Origin of the sequence: Dokdonia pacifica (assembly GCF_900188275.1) — a bacterium.
GTDB lineage: Bacteria > Bacteroidota > Bacteroidia > Flavobacteriales > Flavobacteriaceae > Dokdonia > Dokdonia pacifica.
Genome location: NZ_FZNY01000010.1, coordinates 115588 through 137134, shown reverse-complemented (window position 1 = coordinate 137134; position 21547 = coordinate 115588). Strand labels below are relative to the sequence as shown.

Below are 21547 nucleotides of genomic sequence, written 5' to 3'. Positions count from 1 at the left end.
GTCTGGAAGAAGGGATCATTAACATTGATATACATCATATTATCAATCTCTCCTCCGACAGGTGCATTGTTGGCATCATCCATTGTTAGGTAATACACCACTGTAAGAGAGGTATCTCCCCCTGTGATCTCTGCATCTACATCTGATAAAATGAAGAAATCAAAAATACCATCATTATCGACATCACAAACTTCTAAATCTGCTGGAACAACAGGAACTGGAAGTAAAAATACTTCGATACGCAATGGTTCTGTTGAGAAACATCCTGTGATATTATCTGTTACTCTTGCAAATACAATTTGAATATTCGTTGTATTTGTAAACATTGTTGGATCAGGAATCGAAGCATCATTTACATTAGCGCCTGCTAAGGTAAGATGATAACTTACGGTAACTGTTGGATCAAAACCACCCGTAATCTCTGCATTCTTTACTGTTAAATCCATGGTAGTTAATCCATCAGGAGTACCATCTTCATCACAAATAATTAAATCCGTTGGAAGAACAGTTGTTGGATTTTCATTCACAAACAAGTCAAAGAATAAATTAACTTCATCAAAAGTGCTACAACCAGTAATGGTATTAACAGCACTGTAGTATATCGTTTGTGGTTCACTAGTATTAGGATAGATCGTAGGATTTGGAATCGCTATTGGAGGAACCGCTGTATAATCAGCTAGTGAAGCATAATAACTTACAGCATAATCAGGATTGCCTCCTGTGATCTCAGTATCTTTTGATGTTAAATCAAAAATCCCAAAAACACCATCATCACTACATTCAACAAAATCTGTAACATCTGTATTTAATACTGGATTTGGTAAGACTGTTAATTGTACATGAATTCCTAAACCAATACAATCATTGGCCGTATCACCATCTACACGCACATAAATGCCTTGAACGCCATTTACATCTGTTAGTGTAATATCATTGGTGTAATTATCAATATTTGGAATAGCATTTACTTCACTTTGCGCTTCCTGTAGCGTTTCGTAATAGGTAACCGTTAATAATTGTCCTGCAGGAAATAAAGCTAATACTTGTGGTGTAGCATCACTAAAATCAAACACAGAAACCAAATCTCCATCAGTATCACAAGCTGTATACTCTAATAAGAAGTTAGCTGGGATTTGAGAGGTGTCTACTTCTAATAATAACTGAGCAGGGCGTGTACATCCATTTACGGTAGATACAATTACATCTATAGTCTCATTATTAACAACACTATTTGTGTATGCAATAGGATCTGCAATAGGAATACCTAATGAATCAAAAAATTGAAAAGTCTCATTAGCTGCATCTGCAGAAATTAATGAACCCGCTTGTAATAAGTTAAAAACTGAAAATCCATCTGTATCATCATCACATTGTGTTAATAGTGGTGCTGGATTTATGATAACTGGTAATGCTCCAACGACTAAATCAAAAGAAATGACAGTAAAGCAATCTGTAAAATTGTCATTTTCAAGTCTAACGAAAATTGGCTGACCTCCAGCTACTGTATTTGTGAATAATAAAGGAAGCGGACTCTGATCCAATAGGGCATCATTTGCATCTATATGATATGTGAGTGTAAACTGTGTTGGATCTTGAAGACCTAAAATAGTAGCATTTAATGTTGATAAATCAAACTCTACAAATCCATTGATATCACTTCCATCATTAGTGTTGTCACAGACAACAAATGGACCTGGATCAACAGGAGTAGGACGTTCATTCACCACTAGCATAAATGATGCTGTATCAAAACATGCATCATCAAATACGCTTTCTACTCTTATAAAAATGGTTGCATCATCCGAATTATATGCTCCAGGTGTTGGAATAGGATTCATATCCATTTCTGCATCATTAAGTATGGTATGAAAAGTAACCTCTACCTCTAAAGGATCTTGTGTACCTATAATAAAAGGGATTAAAGCATCGAGATCAAAAACTTCAAAGCCGTCATTAGACGGATCATCACAAGCAATTTGATTAATCGGAGCTGTTGCAACTGCCGAAGCAAACTCGATAATAACCGAATCCATTCCTATACAACCAGTTCCAGCATCTACAAGAACCTGATATTCTCCTGTTACCGTAACATCTAATGTTGCTCCAACTTCACCTGGAATATCTTCAAAAACTCCAGTAGCGACATTAAAAACTTGCCATTGAAAAGTAGTACCTATAGCCACATTAGCAGAAGCATCTAAAGTAACAGTATCCCCAGAACAAGCATTCGTATCTCCAGCAATAGTTAAATCATCTCCTAAATCTACTCCAATATTAAAACTTCCTGCTTCAAGAAAAACAGCAATATCAAAAGCTGAATCTCCTTGATCTGCCACTACAAGTTTTATAGAATATACAGTACCCGGAGTTACTGGAGATTGTGCAGCTAGTATTACTGTCTGCCCATTAAAGTTTGTTAAAGCATTGTTTGGATTTACGTCATTAGGTCCTCCAACTAATAAATTATAATTCCCGAAGAATTCTGGGTTTACATCTGGACAAGGATTTGGATCATTAGGTAAATCCCTAATAGTCATTGGTGTAATAGGTTGACCTGTAGTAGGTACAATAGCAAGATTACTAGTAACTCCCGTAGTTAAATCTGTAAGTATAAATGCAAAAGCATCTTCAAATTGACATTCAAAATTATTATCATATTCCTCAGACATGAATATAAAATTGAAATCTATAAAGTCAATATTAGGTGTAAAATTAAATTCAATAAATGAAGCATTATTAGTACCATTTGCCGGTAAGCCTAATATACCTTCCAAATCTGTATCACCAAGCCATACCCCAGTTGTTCCAGCACTTTGAGTATTAAGATTAGGTCCTGGTGCATCATTTATACTTCCTGAAGATAATATAACTCCTGAAGCAAACGGAAAATTAGTACCATTAGCATCAAAAGAACCTATCCCATTGGGTTGTCCTACATTATCATCAATTCCTGTTCGTTTTTGCACATTATCAATCATTGCGCAGGAATTGTTCCCTCCAATAAGTACGTCGGTAATAAGTGTCTCTACATCTGCTACTGTGACAAAACTATCATCTACAGTAATCTGACCATATAGAGTATTAGTAAAAGTAAAAGTTATAATGGCTATAAAAAAAAGTAGTTTTGATCTCATAGGATTTTTTTCAAAGAAAGAATAACGGTAAAAATACCATTTTTATTATTAGAATAAGAATAATACGGATTCATCTAATAATATAACAACTCAACTTGTTAAAATCCCACTATTATATAAAAAAAATACTATGAAGCTGTCTTTAAAGACAATGCAAAAAAAAACCTCACCTAAAAAGGTGAGGAATTAAAGTGAGCCCTGAAGGATTCGAACCTTCGACCGCCTCCTTAGAAGGGAGGTGCTCTATCCAGCTGAGCTAAGAGCCCTAAACTTTAAATTTTGTCGGGGTGGCAGGATTCGAACCTGCGACCTCCGCGTCCCAAACGCGGCGCGATAACCGGGCTACGCTACACCCCGAATAGTTATCTAAAATATAAAAAAAGCGGAGAGACAGGGACTCGAACCCTGGCGACAGTTACCCGTCGACAGATTAGCAATCTGCTCCATTACCACTCTGGCACCTCTCCTTTTATTCTATTTCAAAAGAACTTGCTTTTGCAAAGCGGATGCAAATGTACATTATCATCTCATATAAAACAAAATTTTAAGCGAGTTAAATGTTCTTTTTTTTAATAAAATTTAAAACAATTTGTATTTACCTCTATATACATCATTTATGATCCTCAAGTAGGGTCAAAAAAGAATCTAAAATTTTATATTTATAGCACCGCAAACTTGTATTTAAAATTACGAATAAACTTTTTAATCTAGCTACTACATCTGAATTTGATATTGATCAAATGAGCAAACAAAACTTATGGGATATGACATTTATTTTACAGACCGTATTAGAACAGTATTAACATCCTTAAAAGTACCCTATACAGAGAAAAAGATGATGGGTGGATTATTATTCATGGTAAATAATTCCATGTGCGTAAATGCCGATCAAGATAAAGATACAGGAGAAGATCGTTTAATGGTTAGAGTAGGCAAAGAAAACTATGACGCTTTACTATTAGAAAAAGGAGCTCGTAAAATGGATTTTACAGGTAGAGCCATGAATGGTTTTCTTTTTATATATCCTGAAGGAACTGAATCTAACGAACAACTCCATTTTTGGATTCAAAAGGCATTAGCTTATAACAAAACACTTTAATAAACTATTGTACTACATTATACCCATTCTAAAATTTCGGAAGCATTTGATAATTCCTTAAAATTTTCATGTGCTACCACCTCTTCAACTTGTTCATGAAGCCAAGTGGTATGAAAAGGGATATGAAATGCAGATCCTCCTATTTCTAAGACAGGTAATATATCTGATTTAAGAGAATTCCCGATCATTAAAAATTCCTGAGGACTTATGTCTAAATGATTGACCAACTTCGTATAATTTTTTGGTTGTTTATCTGACATCACTTCTATGTGATGGAAATATTTTGCGAGTCCAGATTTTTCTAATTTTCGTTCTTGATCTAATAAATCTCCCTTTGTTGCGACCACAAGTTTATGCTTTCGCGAAAGCGTACCAAGCACCTCCTCTATCCCATCAATAAGAACCACTGGAGCTTCTAACATTGATTTCCCCAAAGCGATTAATTCAGAAATTTGCGAAATAGACACTTTATTATTTGTAATCTCTATGGCTGCTTCTATTAATGATAGCGTAAAAGGTTTTATGCCATAACCATACATAGGAAGGTTATGCATTTCCATATTAAACAAAAGTTTTTGACATTCTTCATAAGAAACATAGTCTTTAAATAATGCACAAAATTGATCTTCGGCATCTCTAAAGAACGTTTCGTTTACCCATAGTGTATCATCGGCATCAAAGGCAATTGCTTGTATAGTAGCATTCATAGGTGTCTTCTTATAAATTTCTAATAAAGGTAGGAAACTAGTATCTCATCTTATGATTTTATATGTAATGAAATATAAAAAAACGACTCGAGATTAAAACCTTGAGTCGTTTTATATTCTATCTAAGTGATGACTTAGCGTATCAATTTTTTATACTTAATTCTCTTTGGCATTAAATCACCTCCAAGGCGCTTTTTCTTATTTTCTTCATAATCAGAAAAACTACCTTCAAAGAAGTACACTTGACTATCGCCTTCAAAAGCTAATATGTGTGTACATATACGATCTAAGAACCAACGGTCGTGACTAATCACTACAGCACAACCTGCAAAATTTTCAAGACCTTCTTCCAAAGCTCGTAATGTATTTACATCAAGATCATTAGTAGGCTCATCTAATAGCAAGACATTTCCTTCTTCTTTTAAGGTCATTGCAAGGTGTAAACGGTTACGTTCTCCTCCAGATAAGGTGGATACTTTTTTATTTTGTTCGCTTCCGCTAAAATTAAAACGACTTAAATACGCTCTTGAATTCACTTCTCTCCCACCCATCAGTATTAAATCTTGCTCATCTGAAAAGTTTTGCCAGATGGTTTTTTCAGGATCGATGTTTGCATGACTTTGATCGACATAAGCAATCTTAGCAGTATCTCCTACAGTAAATGTACCTTTATCTGCAGTCTCTTCTCCCATAATCATTTTGAAAATAGTTGTTTTACCTGCACCGTTAGGCCCAATAATCCCAACAATTCCCGCTTGAGGAAGATTAAAGTTTAAATCTTCATATAAGAGTTTGTCTCCAAATGCTTTACTTACACCTGTAGCTTCTATTACATTGGTTCCTAAACGAGGTCCGTTAGGAATATATATTTCGAGTTTTGCATCTACTTGCTTTTGATCTTGACTCATCAATTTATCATAGTTCTTCAAACGTGCTTTCTGCTTTGTTTGGCGTCCTTTTGCACCTTGACGTACCCAATCAAGCTCTCGCTCTAAAGTTTTTTGACGTTTAGAAGCTGTTTTGCTTTCTTGCGCCATACGCTTTGATTTTTGATCTAACCAAGAAGAATAGTTTCCTTTCCAAGGAATCCCTTCTCCCCTATCTAATTCAAGAATCCATCCAGCTACATTATCTAAGAAATAACGGTCGTGTGTTACTGCGATAACCGTTCCTTTGTATTGTGCTAAATGATGTTCTAACCAATGCACAGACTCTGCATCCAAATGGTTCGTAGGCTCATCTAGTAATAGTACATCTGGTTCTTGTAATAAAAGTCTACACAAAGCAACACGGCGTTTTTCTCCTCCAGAGAGTACACCTACTTTCTGATCGCCGGGAGGTGTACGTAAGGCATCCATTGCAATTTCAAGCTTTGTATCTAGTTCCCAAGCTCCTCGAGCATCTATCTCATCTTGAAGTACAGCTTGACGTGCCATTAGTTTTTCCATCTTATCGGCATCACTATAGACCTCTTCTAAACCAAATTGATCATTAATACTATTATATTCATCTAGTATAGCTACAGTTTCGGCAGCACCTTCTTTAACAACTTCTAATACCGTTTTTTCTGGATCAAGTTGTGGCTCTTGTTCCAGATACCCCGTAGTAAATTCCTTATCAGAAGTTACTTCTCCTTGAAAATTGGTATCTAAACCTGCAATAATTTTCATTAAAGTAGATTTACCAGAACCATTAAGACCTAAGATTCCAATTTTAGCTCCATAAAAAAAGCTCAAATATATTTTTTTAAGAACAGGTGTTTGTGCGCCAGGATATGTCTTAGACACTCCGGACATAGAGAATATTATCTTTTTATCGTCACTCATAGTTATATACGTTTTCGCGAAAGCGAAATTATTAGTTTAGTTGGTTATTATTTTAAATATACGTTTTGCTAAATTACAAAATCCTATCAGGTTTTTACTCTAGAACTTCACGCATTGCTTTTGCCTTTAATAAGCACTCTGCATATTCTTTATCTGGATCAGATTTTGCTGTAATCGCGCTTCCAACCGAGTAGGAAATATACTGATCTACAGCGTTATACAATATACTACGTATAATGACATTAAAATCAAAATCTCCCTCAGGAGTAAAGTATCCTACTGTACCGCTATACAAACCTCGCCTGGTTTCTTCTAGATCTTCTATAATTTCCATAGCTCTTATTTTAGGAGCGCCTGTCATACTTCCCATAGGAAATGTAGTTCTTATGCAGTCTACTGGCGACACCCCTACAGAAATCTGTGCGCTTATGGTAGAAATCATTTGATGTACTTGTTTAAAAGGATATACTTTACACAATTCTTCTACAGTTACACTTCCTTTTTGAGCTATACGAGACAAATCGTTACGAACTAAATCTACAATCATGATATTTTCAGAACGCTCTTTAGGGTCTTCTGATAACGCTTTCGCGAAAGCAGCATCTTCATGAATATCATTACCTCGTCGTGCCGTTCCTTTTATAGGAGAACTTAACACTTTATTACCTTCCTTTTTTAAATACCTTTCTGGTGTGGCAGACAATAGAAAATGGTCTTCCATCTTTAGAAAGGTAGCAAATGGAGGAGCGCTTATGTCATTGAGGTGTTGAAATGTCTCTATTGGATTTATAGTACCATGTGCATAGAATTCTTGACAGAAATTAGCTTCATAAATATCTCCTTTCTGGATATGAGAAAGCATCTTACGCACCTTATTCTTATAGGCTTCCTTGTGTATTTTAAGCTTGATATGAAGTGACGTATCATCAATAGCGTGAGTATCTTGCACTGATGGGGTTGTGATATTATTCCAGTCATATTCCATCTCATCATCCACCATAGGTAAATAGTGCAATTCGATCTCATTGCCTTTAAGCAAGAAGATGCGTTTAGGCTGAAAGAAATATAGGTCTGGAAACTTTACAAAATCGTCATTTGCGCTTTGGAGACGCTCTGTATCATTCTTTAAATCATACGATAGATATCCAAAAATCCAATCTTTTGTGGTTTGTTGGTATTCTTCCAACCTATCAAAAGCGCCTTCATATGAAGTTTTGATGCTGGTAAAAGCATCTACAGCAAGTATCGCATCATGCGTTTTGTAGTTTTGATCAAGATAATTATTACTATCTAACCAAACCACATCTTCAAATTGTGCAGCCCATTGTAAGAGTTGATTTTTAATCTTTTTGGGATTAGCTATAGTATAGGTATGCTTTGTGCGATTCACGCTGTAAAAATAAGAAATGAGTTTTGAGTTTTATATAGTATTTTTAACAATTCTAATTACCCAATAAAAACAAGTAATGACACAACCCAATAATCCGTTACATGGTGTAAAGCTTATAGACATATTAGAATTTCTTGTAGCTAAATATGGTTTTAAGGAGCTTAGTTATCAAGTGAATATCAATTGTTTTAAAAAAGATCCGTCTATTAAATCAAGTTTAAAGTTTTTACGTAAAACTCCATGGGCACGAGAAAAAGTGGAGCAGCTTTATTTACAATCTATAGATTATAAATAACCTACTCTTTCCATCCCCAAGGGGCTTCTGGATTTTTTACGGGTTTTGATAAGTCAAAAGAAATAGTAAAAATACGCTCAGTCCCTAATCTTCTAAGATTATATGTAAATGTAGTTTTATCTAAAGTTACCCACCAAACATTACCAGATGCAGCAGGAATCATCGCTTGTGTTTCTGCATCGGCTGGAAATACTTGTAATCCTGCTTGCCCAACATTGGTAGTCATTCCACCATACATGGTGATTTCATCTTCACTTCCATCTTCGTGACGATGATCATGTTTTAAGAGAATACGATTATTCTTTTTAGTAAACACCCATGTCCGAGAACGATCATTCCCTACAAAAAATGGGATTTTAATTTCTGAGTCATTACAGGAACGCACATGCATCACTAGTTTTTTTCCTGCAAATTGAGGGTCGTTTTCTGGTAAGAGCAATGTACCTTCATAGGAAGTATTACACAAGGATTGTAAAGAAGACCAAAACTGATCTACTTCATTTTTATCTTGTCCAATAGATATACTCGTTATACATACAATGCAAAAGAAAGTAATAAGATATCGCATCTTACTTTACTCTTTCTTAACACGAACAGCATTCATTCCTCTTGCACCTTTTTCAAGTTCAAAAGAAACTTGATCATTTTCTGCAATGGTATCTATAAGACCACTTACATGACAAAAGTATTTTTCTTGTGTTTTTGAATCTATGATAAATCCAAATCCTTTAGAAGTATCGAAGAAAGATACTTTTCCTTTGTGGATTGGGTCAAATTTATCTTCGTCTGTTTCTTCCTTTTTAGGAATTCCTAAAACGATATCTTCTACATCTACTTCTATTTTATCATTCGGATCTGGAGGAGTATCTGTAAGATTTCCAAAATGATCAACATACGCAAACTGGATTCCTCCACCTTTTTCTTTAGCTTCAGCTTTACGAGCTAATTTCTTCTTTTGTTTTTCTTCTCGTTTCTTTAAACGTTTTTTTTCTTTTTCGAGTTTATTAAAGGTTTGTTGCGATTTTGCCATTCTTTATATTAAATAAGATTAGAAGTTAATGTATGTTGTTATAAATGAAATGTCAGAAAGAAGTACAATTATAAAATTGGTTATCTACTATTTTTAGTAGCACTAGTCAAGGACACCTGTTTACGACAAAGATACAGTTTACATGTATTATTACCCATATAATATACAATTTCTAAGCACACATTTCTATTATTTCAATAAAAAATCATCATTATTATTCAAAATAAGTCAAAGAACCTTGTTTTTTTTATGATTTGATTTTTTAGATACTCAAAGAATTCTTGTAATTTCAATCCCTTCAAGAAACACACTAAAACTAAAATATTCACCAACATGAAAACAAAATTACTTCTCCTATTTTTATGCATAAGTGCTATTACATATGCTCAAAAAACAGATCCTATCATAGAAGGAATGATCAAAGAAGCTAATGAAAATTCTCAATTAGAAAACTTAGCGCATGAACTTACAGATTTAATAGGACCTCGTCTTGTAGGAACACCACAAATGCAACATGCAAATGAATGGGCCGTTGCAAAATATAGTGAATGGGGTATTCCTGCACGCAATGAAAAATGGGGTGAATGGCGAGGATGGGAACGCGGAATTACACATATAGATATGGTATATCCTCGTGTTCAAAGTCTTAGAGGAACACAATTAGCTTGGAATCCTAGCACTTCCAAAGAAGGGGTTACCGCAGAACTTGTTGTTCTTCCTTCTAATGTAAAAGATGAAGCAGGTTTCAAAAATTGGCTTCCAACTGTAAAAGGCAAGATTGTTCTTATTTCAATGCTACAACCTACGGGACGTCCTGATTATAACTGGGAAGAGTTTGCAACCGAAGAATCTTTTGCAAAAATGAAAGAAGACCGTGATACTCAAACAAAAGCTTGGCGTGATAATATGAAAGCGATGGGACATAACTCTCGTACCCTTCCTGCGGCTCTTGAAGAAGCAGGCGCGGTTGGAATCGTAACTTCAAATTGGTCAAGAGGTTTTGGAGTTAATAAAATCTTTAGTGCTCGTACTGAAAAAATACCAACTGTCGATCTTGAATTAGAAGACTACGGAATGTTATATAGACTTGTAAATTCAGGTAATAAACCACAAATTAATATTGTCGCGCAGTCTAAAGACTTAGGTAAAATGCCAACATTCAATACCATAGCTGAGATTAAAGGATCTGAAAAGCCTGATGAATATGTCATTCTTTCTGCGCATTTTGATTCTTGGGATGGTGGTACAGGTGCAACCGACAATGGTACCGGTACACTTGTAATGATGGAAGCTATGCGTATCTTAAAGAAGTATTACCCAAATCCAAAGCGAACTATACTTGTAGGACATTGGGGAAGTGAAGAACAAGGACTTAATGGTTCTAGAGCTTTTGTAGAAGATCATCCAGAGATCGTTGCAGGTGTCCAAGCTTCTTTTAATCAGGATAATGGAACAGGTCGTGTCGTTCGTTTATCTGGAGGTGGTTTTTTACATTCTTATGATTATTTATCCAGATGGTTAAATGCGGTTCCTAAAGATATTACCCAACATATTGAAACTACGTTTCCAGGAGCTCCTGCAAGAGGGGGTTCTGATTATGCATCGTTTCAAGCTGCCGGTGCTCCTGCATTTAGTTTAAGTTCATTAAACTGGTCATATTGGAATTATACATGGCATACCAATAGAGATACGTACGACAAAATTATCTTTGATGATGTGCGTAATAATGCGATTCTTACAGCAATACTCACCTATATGGCTAGTGAAGATCCTGAAAAAACATCACGCGTAAAAAGTGTTCTTCCTGTAGATTCAAGAACAGGAGAGCCTCGTGTATGGCCATCGCCTAGAAGTCCAAACCGTAAAGGTGGACTGGATTAAAGCTATATACGCTTTCGCGAAAACGTACTCAACAATTAAAAAGGTGTATTTCTTATGAAGTACACCTTTTTTAATACTTATGTATATTTCTTTCCTTTTTTAGCACTGTTTATAAAATAAACGCCTGCAAGAAGAATAATTGCAGCTATCGTAGTTTGTAATGTAATCACCTCATCCAAAAAATACCATCCCAATAGTAATGCAACAATAGGATTTACATATGCCGATGTAGAAACTTTTTCTGTAGAAACTACTTTAAGTAAATAATTAAAAGATGTAAAAGCAGCAATACTTCCAAAGAGAATCAATGCGATTAATGAACCTTGAGTCTTGGTACTCCAGTCCATAGGATTACTCCAGAATTCACCCATAAAGAGGCTAGCAAAAGCTAACGTAATTCCCGCAGTAAGCATTTGATATCCTGTTGTAATAAAAAAGTTTTTGGGCATTGCAGCTTGAGCTACAAACACACTTCCTATACTCCAACTTATAATACAGGTAAAAATCATAATGATCCCTAAAACGCTTCTTTCTTGTAATACCAATCCTTTCTGACTTACTAGTAAATACATCCCAATAATTCCTAATGTAATACCTATAATTGATTTTGATTTGATTTTATTGCGGTGCCATAATCGCATTAACAATAAAATTACAATAGGCTGAATAGAAGCGAGTAAAGCTCCAAAACTACTATCTACATATTTAAGCGCCCATACAAAAACTCCGTTTCCATACCCAAGAAAAAGAAACCCAGCTAATAAGCAGTTTAAAAATTCTTTTTTGGAGATTTTAAGAGATAGCCCCATACTGCGAGCTATTGTAAAAATAATAAGTCCAGCGCTTGAAAAACGCATAGATGCTAGCATGAAAGGCGGAAGTTCTGTAACAGCTATTTTATTCCACAAATAGGTTGATCCCCAAAAGACATATATAGAAAAAAAGGCAATAACAATTAGATACGTTTGCTTCTTCATAACAGCTGTCGAAGTTACAGAGATTCTTTTAGAATCCAACTCCTTATACCTCGCAAAAAATATCTAAAATATGTGTTTAGAATTATATTTTAGTGCATTTGTTAAGGCCATACTGGTTTAGGCTTACAACCATTATAATTATTAGACACTTCATAAAAAGTTTCTTTAATTTTAGAGCCATTTATATCTATAACTGCAAATCCGTTTAATACTCTAAGATGTTGTGAAAGTGTTGGTTTTGGAGGATTCATAGGAGTTTCTCCAAAATAAGCGATTCCAGGGTTGTTTTTACCTGTGTCTTTATTAAAGAGTCCAGATCCTTTGCCATAAGGTATAGAAGCATGACCGCAACAACGTAACTTTGCAGGGTTTCCGCTTAGTGTTTTCATTCCATTTAATAACTCAAGGTTTTCATATACAATTCCATTATGTATATGTCCCCAGTACCAAGCATCTGGTATTGCTCCGTTTAATGTTACATCTACAACTTGATGCCATAACGACCCTTCATTTTTATCTGAATCTACAAAGCTAGAACCATCATACTCTATCGGGTTATGGTGTGTTAGTAGTAATAATTGTTTTCCTTCAATAGCTGCTTTCTCTCTGAGGAATTTAACTTGTTCTTGTCCTCCGTCTTTATTGAAAATGGCACCATCCATATATAAATGGCTTTTATCATAATATGCAGAATCCAATCCTACAATGATCCAATCACCCACTTCTACAGAGAAATAGGTACTGCCATTTTGAGATTCAAATTTAGAATTGCTAATAGTTTCATCAAATAAGCCATTTGCCCCGTCATACATCTCATGATTGCTATTCATGGTGAAAAGTTTCCCTTTAAAACTAGGAGGTAACATATTCAAGAGATTTTTTCGTTCTTCATTTTTAGTTCCTGCGTAATACACATCTCCTAAATGAATAATATAATCAGGAATATGCTCAAGATTCATAATGCCATCTATCACTAATTGAGCTGGACATTTTTCAACATTGCCATCTTTATATGCTCCTGTTCCCCAATCGCCTATAATGGCAATTCTCGCCCCATTTGGAGAACTACTATTAAATTGATCACCTACTTTAGGTTGTGCTATAAAGGAATGTTTTTCTTTAGGAAAGATTTTATAGAAAGCATAATATACTAGAACGATTGCCCACATTGGATCTAGCTGGCAGTATTTTGCAAAAGCAAATAAAGTACCGTTATTATACACCCATCCATCCCAAATGGGGTGTGACTCTGCGATATCTTTCTCTACCTTACTTACCGGTAGTCCAAGCTCTTGTAAAAGTTTGGTAAGTTCTTTAGGAATTCGGTGGTTTAATATGTGTAATGATAATATGTTTTCCATATCATCAGGATTGACAGAAGCATCATGATAACTTTCATTTGTAAAAATAGCTTCACATTTCTGTAAATAACTCCAAAAGTCGTCTAATGGTGATATATCAATTTGCTCTTTTTGAGCAGAAAGTTTTTTTAATTTTAGAAGAATGTCATCAAAAAGATCATCATGCTGATTGTTTAACTGTGATGTGTCCATAAGGGTTGAGTTTTAGTCTCTAAATATCAACTTAAAATATGAGATACAGCTAAGTGAAACTACGTGATTTACAGATTATATCTTAAATGATATAGGCGTATCACCCTTTGTTTTCTTTTTATGAATGAGTTTTCCTGAGTTTGCATCTTTAATTACGACATCCATTTTGATTCCATTACGTTTAATTTCAATATCGAAATCTTTTCCGAAAAGACGAACATGACGCAATGCCATTTCATTCCAATCTTTTGGTAATCTTGGTTGAATGGTAAAACTATCAAATCCTGTAGGAGTGATTCCAAAGAGTCCTTCAGTAAAAACTCGGCAATACAAGCCGCTTTCTGCAGAGAGGTGTGCCATATTCCCTTCTGGGAATGCTTCTACGACATAAGGTACGCGTTCTCCTAATAAACGTGTTTTAGAAAATTGTGCTAATCGTTCTATAGATTGTTCTGTAGCGCCAGCTCTTAATGCCCCTCGTAATGCATATAGTGTTCCTCTATCCCAAAAAATTTCTGAAACTTTTTTGTCGGGATTATTCTTCTCAACATGCACTCCATTATCAGTCCATAAACGATCAAATAATGCTTCTGTAGTTGCTGCCGCTCGATCATTAATATCTACTACTAATGGCAAACATATCCAATGTCTAAGTGTGGTATGTTCTTTATAATATTTATAGGTATCTAACCCTTCTATAGTTGCTCCAAAATAATGTTCGATAGCGGTTTTAAGTTGAGAAGCATCTTTGGTATACTTTGCTATTAGCTTAGAAGGTTTATCAAGTTCTTTGGCAAGATATATTGCATTTGTTAATGCTCCATAGTAAAGCGATGATGTAGAAAGGTTTGCATTTCCTGTTTCTATACGTCCTTCCATTTCATCTGATTGTGATTTAACGACGCCAGCTTCATTCAAATTACGGTCATTGTATGCTAAACACCACATGATTAAATCCCATAGCTCTTCGGCTTCGGCTTGATCTCCTCTTGCTAATGCATATTGTGTTGCTCCATATGCAATCATGGCAGCATCTCCTCTATCTAACAAGGAAGGTGGTTTACGTTCTTCAACTTCAAAAGCATACTGTATGGCTTCATAATCAGGTGATTTGACACGATCAAATGCGCGATAGCAATTCATAGCACTTTGGTTTCCTATATCGTAGCCTAGATATGGAAAAAAGGCGCTTACATACTCTGCTTGATCATTTGCCCAGATTCCAACATAATAACGTCCGCCTCCTGGTGAGTGTATGAGTCCTAATTTTGAATCAAAAATACTTTCGGAAGCTCGAATTTTAGAAAACTCAAATAGCTGATTAAATACAGGATTGGGTGTTTCTAAAATTAAATTTTGCTGCATTGCTTCTAGGAAACGTGTTCGTTTTTCAAGGCTATGATCATCTACTACAGTTGGTTCTTCATTGAGTTGTGCTGTAAAATGAAGTTGATAAGTAGCGGTAGCTCCAGCTTCCAAAAGAATTTGATCTTTTCCTTTGCTCTGCACACTATAGGTAAACGTCCCTCCTATTCCTTGTTTGGAGGCGTTTCTTGACACTCCTTCATATACAATAGTAACTGGTGAATTTGATGTGTTGGTAAGATGTAATTCTTCTATAAACAAACGTTGGTCTGCAGACGGATATAGCTTTCGCGAAAGCGTAATACCACTTTTACTTTCCGTATGTTCAAATGTGATCATTCCATTGATGAATACTTCTTTTAAAGTGCCTGGTGTAAACTGTTTTTCGTTGATATAAAATGTTGGTAATACATCATCTGTATAGGTTTCTTTGAGATACGCTCTAAACACATACCAATCTGGATCTGATTCTTTAATATGTGGATGCAATTGCGGGTAAAACAACTGGCGCTCTATTTGTAATTCCCCATCTTTATTTACATCATAAGAGACAATTCCAGCTACTTTAGTTCCAGCCATTTCGATATTATCGTTATGAGGTAAATTACTACTCGCTATCGCCCACTGGATAGCATTAGATTCAGCAATTTGCCAACGGGTATTTTCTTGTGCCACAGTGATAGTTACACATAAGAAAAATATAGAATAGAGGAATGTTTTCATGTAATTTTAGGGTCTAATTATATGTGATAGGTGATAGATCACAAAAGATTTGATGCCTTGAAAATAAGCATATGTATTATGAAGGCAAAATTTATGCTGTAAGTTTCGCAAGCATCCCTTTAAAAATAAAGCCATGAAAAGGCAATACAGCAAACCAATACAAACGTCCTGAGAGCCCTAATGGTCTAAATGTAGCGGTTTGTAGTAATTGATTATTTTCAATTTTAAATTCTAACCAAGCCTCTCCTGGTAATTTCATCTCGGCAAATAAAAGCAATCGCCCTTCTTCTTTATTTGCATATAGGACACGCCAAAAATCGACGGAGTCTCCAGCAATAAGTTTTGTTTCATTGGTTCTTCCTCTGCGAAGTCCAACACCTCCAAAAAGTTTATCAATATACCCTCTTATTTTCCATAACCAAGTAGCATAATACCATCCTGTTTTGCCTCCTATCCTCCAAATTCTATCTATCGTATTCAGTTTATTTGCAAACGGTTTTGAACGTTTATCTATAAAACAACCAAAACTAGGCACTTTAATGAAATCTGATATTTTCATATCCATATCACCACTAATAAGGGCATCTTTCCAACTGGAAGCAATTTGATTACTTTGAATTTTCACAAATGCTTTATCCAGTGTTTCTCTATATGACAGCGGTTGTATATTTAGAATGTCAGCTAATTTATTATCTCTACATACCACTTCTACTTTCATGCTATTTACTAAAGCTGTTGCCAATTTATATGAAGTAGATGTTACAAAATACAACCAGTAGGAAGATAATCTAGGAGTCATTACTGGAATAATAAAAATACTTCGCTTCAAATTACGTTTTTCTCCAAACCCTAATAACATATTTTTATAAGATAGGATATCTGATCCCCCAATATCAAAATTTTGATTATAGGTTTCTTTATGAAACAATGTTTTAGATAAAAAGGCAAGTACATCGGTAATTCCTACAGGTTGACATTTTGTATTCAACCATTTAGGCGCGACCATAATAGGTAGTTTTTCTACAATATCACGTATAATCTCAAATGATGCACTTCCTGAGCCTATAATAATACCTGCTCGTAGTGTTGTAACATTATATGTTGCTTTGGACAACTCTATTTCTACATCTTTACGAGAGGATAAGTGTTTAGAAAGGTGATCTTCATTTACAATACCACTTAAGTAGATAAGATGTGATACAGTCGTCTTTTCTAGAGCTGTTCTAAAATTCACAGCACATTCTAGCTCAAGTTTTTTATAATTATCACTACTAGACATAGAATGAACTAGATAATAGGCGCCATCAATATCGTTGGGTATATTTTGTAAGGATTGTTTATCTAAAAGATCAATTTTAATGACTGTAATTGCGTTTTTTAAAGATTGTGGAGGCGAAAATCGTTTTACATCCCTTACACAACATATCACATGATATCCTTGCTCTACTAGTATAGGAAGTAATCGTTTGCCTATATATCCTGTTGCGCCAGTAAGAAGTATTCGTTTTTTATTTTCCATAGGATGTAATAAAATACAAAACTTATTACAACCAAATCATATTATGTACATCTTATATTACTATGTAACTATAAGATTTTCTATCTTGTTTATTATTTTAATTCTATTGGCTATTCATATTTGAACCATAACAACATGGCAAAAAATAAAAGAATCAAAACGGGTATGGCTCCTGGGTCTATTATTTATACAGGAGATAAAGCGATAACCGATACTATGATTCATCATTTACAATTTACCAGTGATTCAATCAAAGACAGTGTTGTCAAAAATGAGAAAGAGATTAAAATCAATAAAAATTCTGATAGTGATTTAATAGATTGGATTGATCTACGCGGTATGCAAAATATTGAGGTTATATCGTCCATTTCTTCTTTATTTAAAATACACCCTTTACTACAAGAAAGTATTGTAGATGTATACCAAAGGCCTAGTTTTGAAGAGTATGAGAATGGTATTTTTATTATTGTAAAAGCACTTTCTTTTGATAAGAATACGATAAGTGTATCCAAAGAACATGTTGCCATCTTTTTAAAACATAATGTGCTACTTACTTTTCAAGAAACTCCTTCTGATCTTTTTGAATCAGTAAGAAAGAGAATGAGTAATACTATGAGTAGAGTGCGTCAAAGAGGGGCTGATTACCTTCTATTTGCGCTATTAGATACACTTATTGATAATTATCATATCACTTTAGATCGCTTTGAAGAAACTATTGAAGAGATAGAAGACCGTATAACAGAAGAACAGCGTAGTTCTGATAAAGCAGTCATACATAAACTTAAAAAAGAACTTGTTGTATTGCGAAAATCTATTGCTCCGTTACGAGAGGTCATTAGTAAATTTTCAAAAAGTGAAAGTGAAGTGATTAAGAATACTACACAGATATTTATTAGAAACCTGTATGAAAATACAGTACAAATAACCGATAGTATCGATTCATATAGAGATATGCTTACTAGCTTACAGGATTTATTTATTGCAGAAGTAAGTTTCAAAATGAATAAAGTAATGCAATTACTTACGCTAATTTCTGTAATATTTATTCCGTTAACATTTTTGGCAGGTATTTATGGGATGAACTTTGAATATATCCCAGAACTTCAATACAGATATGGCTATTTTGTATTATTGGGAGTAATGCTTGCCATATTTATAATGCTACTTATTCTTTTTAGAAAGAAGAAATGGTTATAAATATCTATTCTCTTATTTTTGATTTACAAACCATATAAATAATAATTAGGTATCGTGATAAAGCTATTTCAAGAGTTTAAGGAGTTTGCCGTAAAAGGAAATATGATAGACATCGCTATTGGTGTAATCATAGGTGCTGCATTTAATAAAGTGATAGATGTACTTGTAAAAGAAGTGTTTCTACCTCCGCTTACCTATATGACTGATGGGGTAACTATAGAAAACAAAAAGTGGGTTTTAAAAGAAGCAGTAGTAGACAATGGAGCCATTATAAGTGAAGAGATTGCGATTAAATATGGGAAATTACTGGAAGTAAGTATTGATTTTCTAATTATCGGTTTTACGGTGTTTGTGATTGTTAAGTTTATGAACAGGCTAAAAAATAAAGCACAGGATCCTAAAAATGAAAAAGTTAGAACACCTAAAGAAATCGAATTACTAGACAAGATTAGTAATCAATTAGAAAAACAAAACGAGTTACTACTCTCTAAGAATAAGAAAGAAACTTCTTAATCTTTTTCTACAGTAAATGTAAATGTAGTGCCTTGACCAAGTGTTGAACTAACATTAATTTTTCCACCTAACCTAGTAACTATTTTTTGCGTAGTAGCTAAGCCAATACCATTCCCCTGATTCCCAAATCGATCTACGACTCCTAATCTTTCAAAAAGACCAAAGATTTTAACAAGATCCTTTTCTGGGATTCCAATGCCATTATCGGTTACCTCCCAATAATAAAAATCTTCATCTTCTTTACAATGCATGTCAATCTGTATTTGATCCTTATCATTATATTTTATGGCATTAGTCAATAAATTAATTAATACTTGTTTGATAGCCGCTTCATTTATAAAAACAGTGTCAAGCACAGCATGCAAACGAATATTAGCTTGATTATTAGCATCTGCAATATGTTTACAATCTTCTATAAGTGACTTGAGTACAACAGTATTCTTATCTAATCCTAATATCTCATCACTTTTATAAAAACGCAAAACTCCGTCTATATAATTACGTAAAGATGCTGATGATTGTTGTAAATAATCAATGTATTGTAGAGAGTCTTCAGAAAGGTCTTGATTTTCTTCTTTTAGTAAATTGGTTAAACTAATGATGTTATTTACAGGAGATTTTAAGTCATGTGACACTACAGCTGCAAACTTTTCTAAGTTCTTATTCTTACGTTCAAGATTATCTCTTAATAATCGTAATTCATCATTTTGAACACGCTGTTCAAAAAGCATTACCACTTGTTTGGCGAGACTCTGTAGCACATTTTTCTGTTCTGTATTTAAAGTTCTAGGTTTATGGTCATATACACAAAGCGTTCCTAGTTTATACCCCTCTTTATTCACGAGAGAAACACCTGCATAAAAAATAGCATTGTAATCCTTTACCAAAGGATTGTCATGAAAACGATCATCTTTTCTGGCATCTTCTACGATCATCATGGGATCATCTTCATTAATTGCGTGACCACAAAAAGAAATATCACGAGGTGATTCATTAAAAGGAACTCCTAAATGTGATTTTAAAAAATTTCGCTCCTTATCTAGTAAAGTAATTAATGCAATAGGAGCATCGCATATTTGAGAAATGATACTCGTAATATTATCATATTTCTCTTCTTCTTGCGTATCTAGTAAACCGTAGCTCTCAACAGCTTTTTGACGTTTACGTTCATTATGAGGTATGCTTGGGGCTATCATAAGAAATCATTGATTTGGGTTGCTAAAATAGTACTTACAAGTACGTATGATGATAGTAGTCGTAATTTTTAAAATTTCTTTAAGAAAACTATCACAATTCGTTCCATAAAAGTGAATATATCGTGCAACATAAATGATGCCATATAGTATTTTACTATAGCTATTTTCGTACATTTAAATCAAAAATCACACCTTTAAAACAATTGCCATGATTCTCAAGCTTTTTAAAACTCCCTACATCTCTCTTTTTTGTGCAACTGCATTCGTAATAACGAACATTTCTTGCAAAAATGATACTTCAAAAAAAGAAGCTATTACCCCAGAGGTTACGAAAGAAAATCCAGCAAATGCATCCTTAAAAAATGCATTAACACTCTATGCTTCTTTTGATAATGGCATCAATGCCGATTTTGCATTAGGAGATGCGCAATTATATTCTGTGCCCAATAGAAAAGCAAGAGATTCTGCGCAAATAGGTCTTCACAAAGAAGGCGTTCGAATTGCTGAAGGAGCAGGAAAATATGGAAATGGGTTATTATACACAGAAGACAGTAAAGGATACATCTACTACCCTAGTAAAAACAATATTGCATATAATACAGAAAGTTGGGAAGGAGCCATTTCATTTTGGTTGAGTCTTGACCCGGCTACCGACTTAGACCCAGGTTATTGTGACCCTATCCAGATTACTGATGTAAGTTATAATGATGCGGCTATTTGGGTGGATTTCACCAAAGAAAACCCTAGAGATTTTCGATTGGGTGTCATTGGAGATCGCGATAGTTGGAACCCTACACCAGAAGGGCCTGATAATGAAAACCCTATTTTTATAGAACAATTAGCAGGTGTGTCTAACCCTCCATTTGCAAAAGGAACGTGGACACATATTCTTATTAATTATACAAGTTTAAACACCGATCACGGAAAAGCAGCCCTTTATATGAATGGAGAGCTTAAAGGGATTCGAAAAGACATTAAAGACCCATTTACTTGGGAATTAGAAAAATCAAATATCTACTTAGGCCTTGGTTATATAGGACTTATGGATGAATTATCTATTTATAATAAACACCTGTCACAAGAAGAAATTACAACGCTATATTCATTAGAAAAAGGCGTGCATCAATTATTAGATTAATGTT

At 34.4% G+C, this 21547-nt stretch carries 17 protein-coding genes and 3 tRNA genes; 6 read left to right on the top strand and 14 right to left on the bottom strand.

Features of this window, described 5'->3' with window-relative positions:
- From CHB80_RS22375 to CHB80_RS22360, 4 genes are all read right to left on the bottom strand, one after another.
- On the bottom strand, positions 1-3134 hold a 3134-nt coding region (locus CHB80_RS22375), incomplete at its 3' end, for a choice-of-anchor L domain-containing protein (protein ID WP_179218249.1).
- 192 nt (positions 3135-3326) lie between these two features.
- Positions 3327-3400, bottom strand: a tRNA-Arg gene (locus CHB80_RS22370).
- 16 nt (positions 3401-3416) lie between these two features.
- Positions 3417-3491 (bottom strand) — tRNA-Pro (locus tag CHB80_RS22365).
- 26 nt (positions 3492-3517) lie between these two features.
- Positions 3518-3601: transfer RNA gene (locus tag CHB80_RS22360), tRNA-Ser, on the bottom strand.
- Positions 3602-3891: 290 nt separating this feature from the next.
- Between CHB80_RS22360 and CHB80_RS22355 the strand changes: the two genes are divergently transcribed.
- Positions 3892-4233: a TfoX/Sxy family protein gene (locus CHB80_RS22355; protein WP_089373752.1), complete on the top strand. Its 342-nt coding sequence runs from the start codon at positions 3892-3894 to the stop codon at positions 4231-4233.
- Positions 4234-4250: 17 nt separating this feature from the next.
- Here the strand turns inward: CHB80_RS22355 and CHB80_RS22350 are convergent, their stop codons facing one another.
- The 3 genes from CHB80_RS22350 to pabB all read right to left on the bottom strand — a co-directional run bounded on the left by CHB80_RS22350 (position 4251) and on the right by pabB (position 8156).
- Entirely contained in the window at positions 4251-4940 is a 690-nt protein-coding gene (locus CHB80_RS22350) for an HAD family hydrolase (protein WP_089373751.1), read from the bottom strand.
- A 134-nt stretch (positions 4941-5074) separates the two neighbouring features.
- Positions 5075-6766 carry an energy-dependent translational throttle protein EttA gene (gene ettA, locus CHB80_RS22345; RefSeq protein WP_089373750.1) on the bottom strand — a complete coding sequence of 564 codons (1692 nt, stop codon included), beginning with the start codon at positions 6764-6766 and terminating at the stop codon, positions 5075-5077.
- A 94-nt stretch (positions 6767-6860) separates the two neighbouring features.
- The gene (gene pabB, locus CHB80_RS22340) at positions 6861-8156 is read right to left on the bottom strand and encodes an aminodeoxychorismate synthase component I (protein WP_089373749.1); all 1296 of its coding nucleotides are present in this window, start codon (positions 8154-8156) and stop codon (positions 6861-6863) included.
- A gap of 76 nt (positions 8157-8232) precedes the next feature.
- Here pabB and CHB80_RS22335 point away from each other — a divergent pair, with 76 nt between their 5' ends.
- Complete coding sequence (locus CHB80_RS22335) at positions 8233-8451, top strand: VF530 family protein (protein WP_089373748.1); 219 nt, start codon at positions 8233-8235, stop codon at positions 8449-8451.
- 1 nt (position 8452) lies between these two features.
- Here CHB80_RS22335 and CHB80_RS22330 read toward each other — a convergent pair whose 3' ends face one another.
- Both CHB80_RS22330 and CHB80_RS22325 read right to left on the bottom strand, forming a co-directional pair.
- Positions 8453-9019, bottom strand: a complete 567-nt coding sequence (locus CHB80_RS22330) for a hypothetical protein (RefSeq protein WP_089373747.1) — start codon at positions 9017-9019, stop codon at positions 8453-8455.
- Between the two features lie 6 nt (positions 9020-9025).
- On the bottom strand, positions 9026-9481 hold the full coding sequence (locus CHB80_RS22325; RefSeq protein WP_089373746.1) for a cold-shock protein: 456 nt from the start codon (positions 9479-9481) through the stop codon (positions 9026-9028).
- Between the two features lie 333 nt (positions 9482-9814).
- On the opposite strand from CHB80_RS22325, the gene CHB80_RS22320 reads away from it, so the two are divergent.
- Positions 9815-11362 (top strand): M20/M25/M40 family metallo-hydrolase, encoded by a 1548-nt coding sequence (locus CHB80_RS22320; RefSeq protein ID WP_089373745.1) that lies wholly within the window; start codon positions 9815-9817, stop codon positions 11360-11362.
- Positions 11363-11439: 77 nt separating this feature from the next.
- Here the strand turns inward: CHB80_RS22320 and CHB80_RS22315 are convergent, their stop codons facing one another.
- From CHB80_RS22315 to CHB80_RS22300, 4 genes are all read right to left on the bottom strand, one after another.
- Positions 11440-12339 carry an EamA family transporter gene (locus tag CHB80_RS22315; RefSeq protein WP_089373744.1) on the bottom strand — a complete coding sequence of 300 codons (900 nt, stop codon included), beginning with the start codon at positions 12337-12339 and terminating at the stop codon, positions 11440-11442.
- 101 nt (positions 12340-12440) lie between these two features.
- Entirely contained in the window at positions 12441-13892 is a 1452-nt protein-coding gene (locus CHB80_RS22310) for a metallophosphoesterase family protein (RefSeq protein ID WP_089373743.1), read from the bottom strand.
- Between the two features lie 75 nt (positions 13893-13967).
- Entirely contained in the window at positions 13968-15980 is a 2013-nt protein-coding gene (locus CHB80_RS22305) for a hypothetical protein (protein WP_089373742.1), read from the bottom strand.
- A 91-nt stretch (positions 15981-16071) separates the two neighbouring features.
- Entirely contained in the window at positions 16072-17499 is a 1428-nt protein-coding gene (locus tag CHB80_RS22300) for an SDR family oxidoreductase (protein WP_089373741.1), read from the bottom strand.
- Positions 17500-17634: 135 nt separating this feature from the next.
- Between CHB80_RS22300 and corA the strand changes: the two genes are divergently transcribed.
- Both corA and mscL read left to right on the top strand, forming a co-directional pair.
- A complete protein-coding gene (gene corA / locus CHB80_RS22295) occupies positions 17635-18696 on the top strand; it encodes a magnesium/cobalt transporter CorA (RefSeq protein ID WP_089373740.1) in 1062 nt (353 codons plus the stop codon).
- Between the two features lie 57 nt (positions 18697-18753).
- Complete coding sequence (mscL, locus tag CHB80_RS22290) at positions 18754-19209, top strand: large conductance mechanosensitive channel protein MscL (protein WP_179218250.1); 456 nt, start codon at positions 18754-18756, stop codon at positions 19207-19209.
- On the opposite strand, the gene CHB80_RS22285 is transcribed toward mscL, so the two are convergent.
- Entirely contained in the window at positions 19206-20405 is a 1200-nt protein-coding gene (locus CHB80_RS22285; protein ID WP_089373738.1) for a sensor histidine kinase, read from the bottom strand. The two genes, mscL and CHB80_RS22285, sit on opposite strands and share 4 nt — an antisense overlap.
- A gap of 208 nt (positions 20406-20613) precedes the next feature.
- On the opposite strand from CHB80_RS22285, the gene CHB80_RS22280 reads away from it, so the two are divergent.
- Complete coding sequence (locus CHB80_RS22280) at positions 20614-21543, top strand: LamG-like jellyroll fold domain-containing protein (protein ID WP_089373737.1); 930 nt, start codon at positions 20614-20616, stop codon at positions 21541-21543.
- The last annotated feature ends 4 nt before the right edge of the window (positions 21544-21547 follow it).

Bases quoted from the DNA above. Each gene is read 5' to 3' on its own strand.
- CHB80_RS22355 (WP_089373752.1), top strand. From the start codon at position 3,892: ATGGGATATGACATTTATTTTACAGACCGTATTAGAACAGTATTAACA.
- CHB80_RS22350 (WP_089373751.1), bottom strand. From the start codon at position 4,940: ATGAATGCTACTATACAAGCAATTGCCTTTGATGCCGATGATACACTA.
- ettA (WP_089373750.1), bottom strand. From the start codon at position 6,766: ATGAGTGACGATAAAAAGATAATATTCTCTATGTCCGGAGTGTCTAAG.
- CHB80_RS22335 (WP_089373748.1), top strand. From the start codon at position 8,233: ATGACACAACCCAATAATCCGTTACATGGTGTAAAGCTTATAGACATA.
- CHB80_RS22330 (WP_089373747.1), bottom strand. From the start codon at position 9,019: ATGCGATATCTTATTACTTTCTTTTGCATTGTATGTATAACGAGTATA.
- CHB80_RS22325 (WP_089373746.1), bottom strand. From the start codon at position 9,481: ATGGCAAAATCGCAACAAACCTTTAATAAACTCGAAAAAGAAAAAAAA.
- CHB80_RS22320 (WP_089373745.1), top strand. From the start codon at position 9,815: ATGAAAACAAAATTACTTCTCCTATTTTTATGCATAAGTGCTATTACA.
- CHB80_RS22315 (WP_089373744.1), bottom strand. From the start codon at position 12,339: ATGAAGAAGCAAACGTATCTAATTGTTATTGCCTTTTTTTCTATATAT.
- CHB80_RS22310 (WP_089373743.1), bottom strand. From the start codon at position 13,892: ATGGACACATCACAGTTAAACAATCAGCATGATGATCTTTTTGATGAC.
- CHB80_RS22305 (WP_089373742.1), bottom strand. From the start codon at position 15,980: ATGAAAACATTCCTCTATTCTATATTTTTCTTATGTGTAACTATCACT.
- CHB80_RS22300 (WP_089373741.1), bottom strand. From the start codon at position 17,499: ATGGAAAATAAAAAACGAATACTTCTTACTGGCGCAACAGGATATATA.
- corA (WP_089373740.1), top strand. From the start codon at position 17,635: ATGGCAAAAAATAAAAGAATCAAAACGGGTATGGCTCCTGGGTCTATT.
- CHB80_RS22285 (WP_089373738.1), bottom strand. From the start codon at position 20,405: ATGATAGCCCCAAGCATACCTCATAATGAACGTAAACGTCAAAAAGCT.
- CHB80_RS22280 (WP_089373737.1), top strand. From the start codon at position 20,614: ATGATTCTCAAGCTTTTTAAAACTCCCTACATCTCTCTTTTTTGTGCA.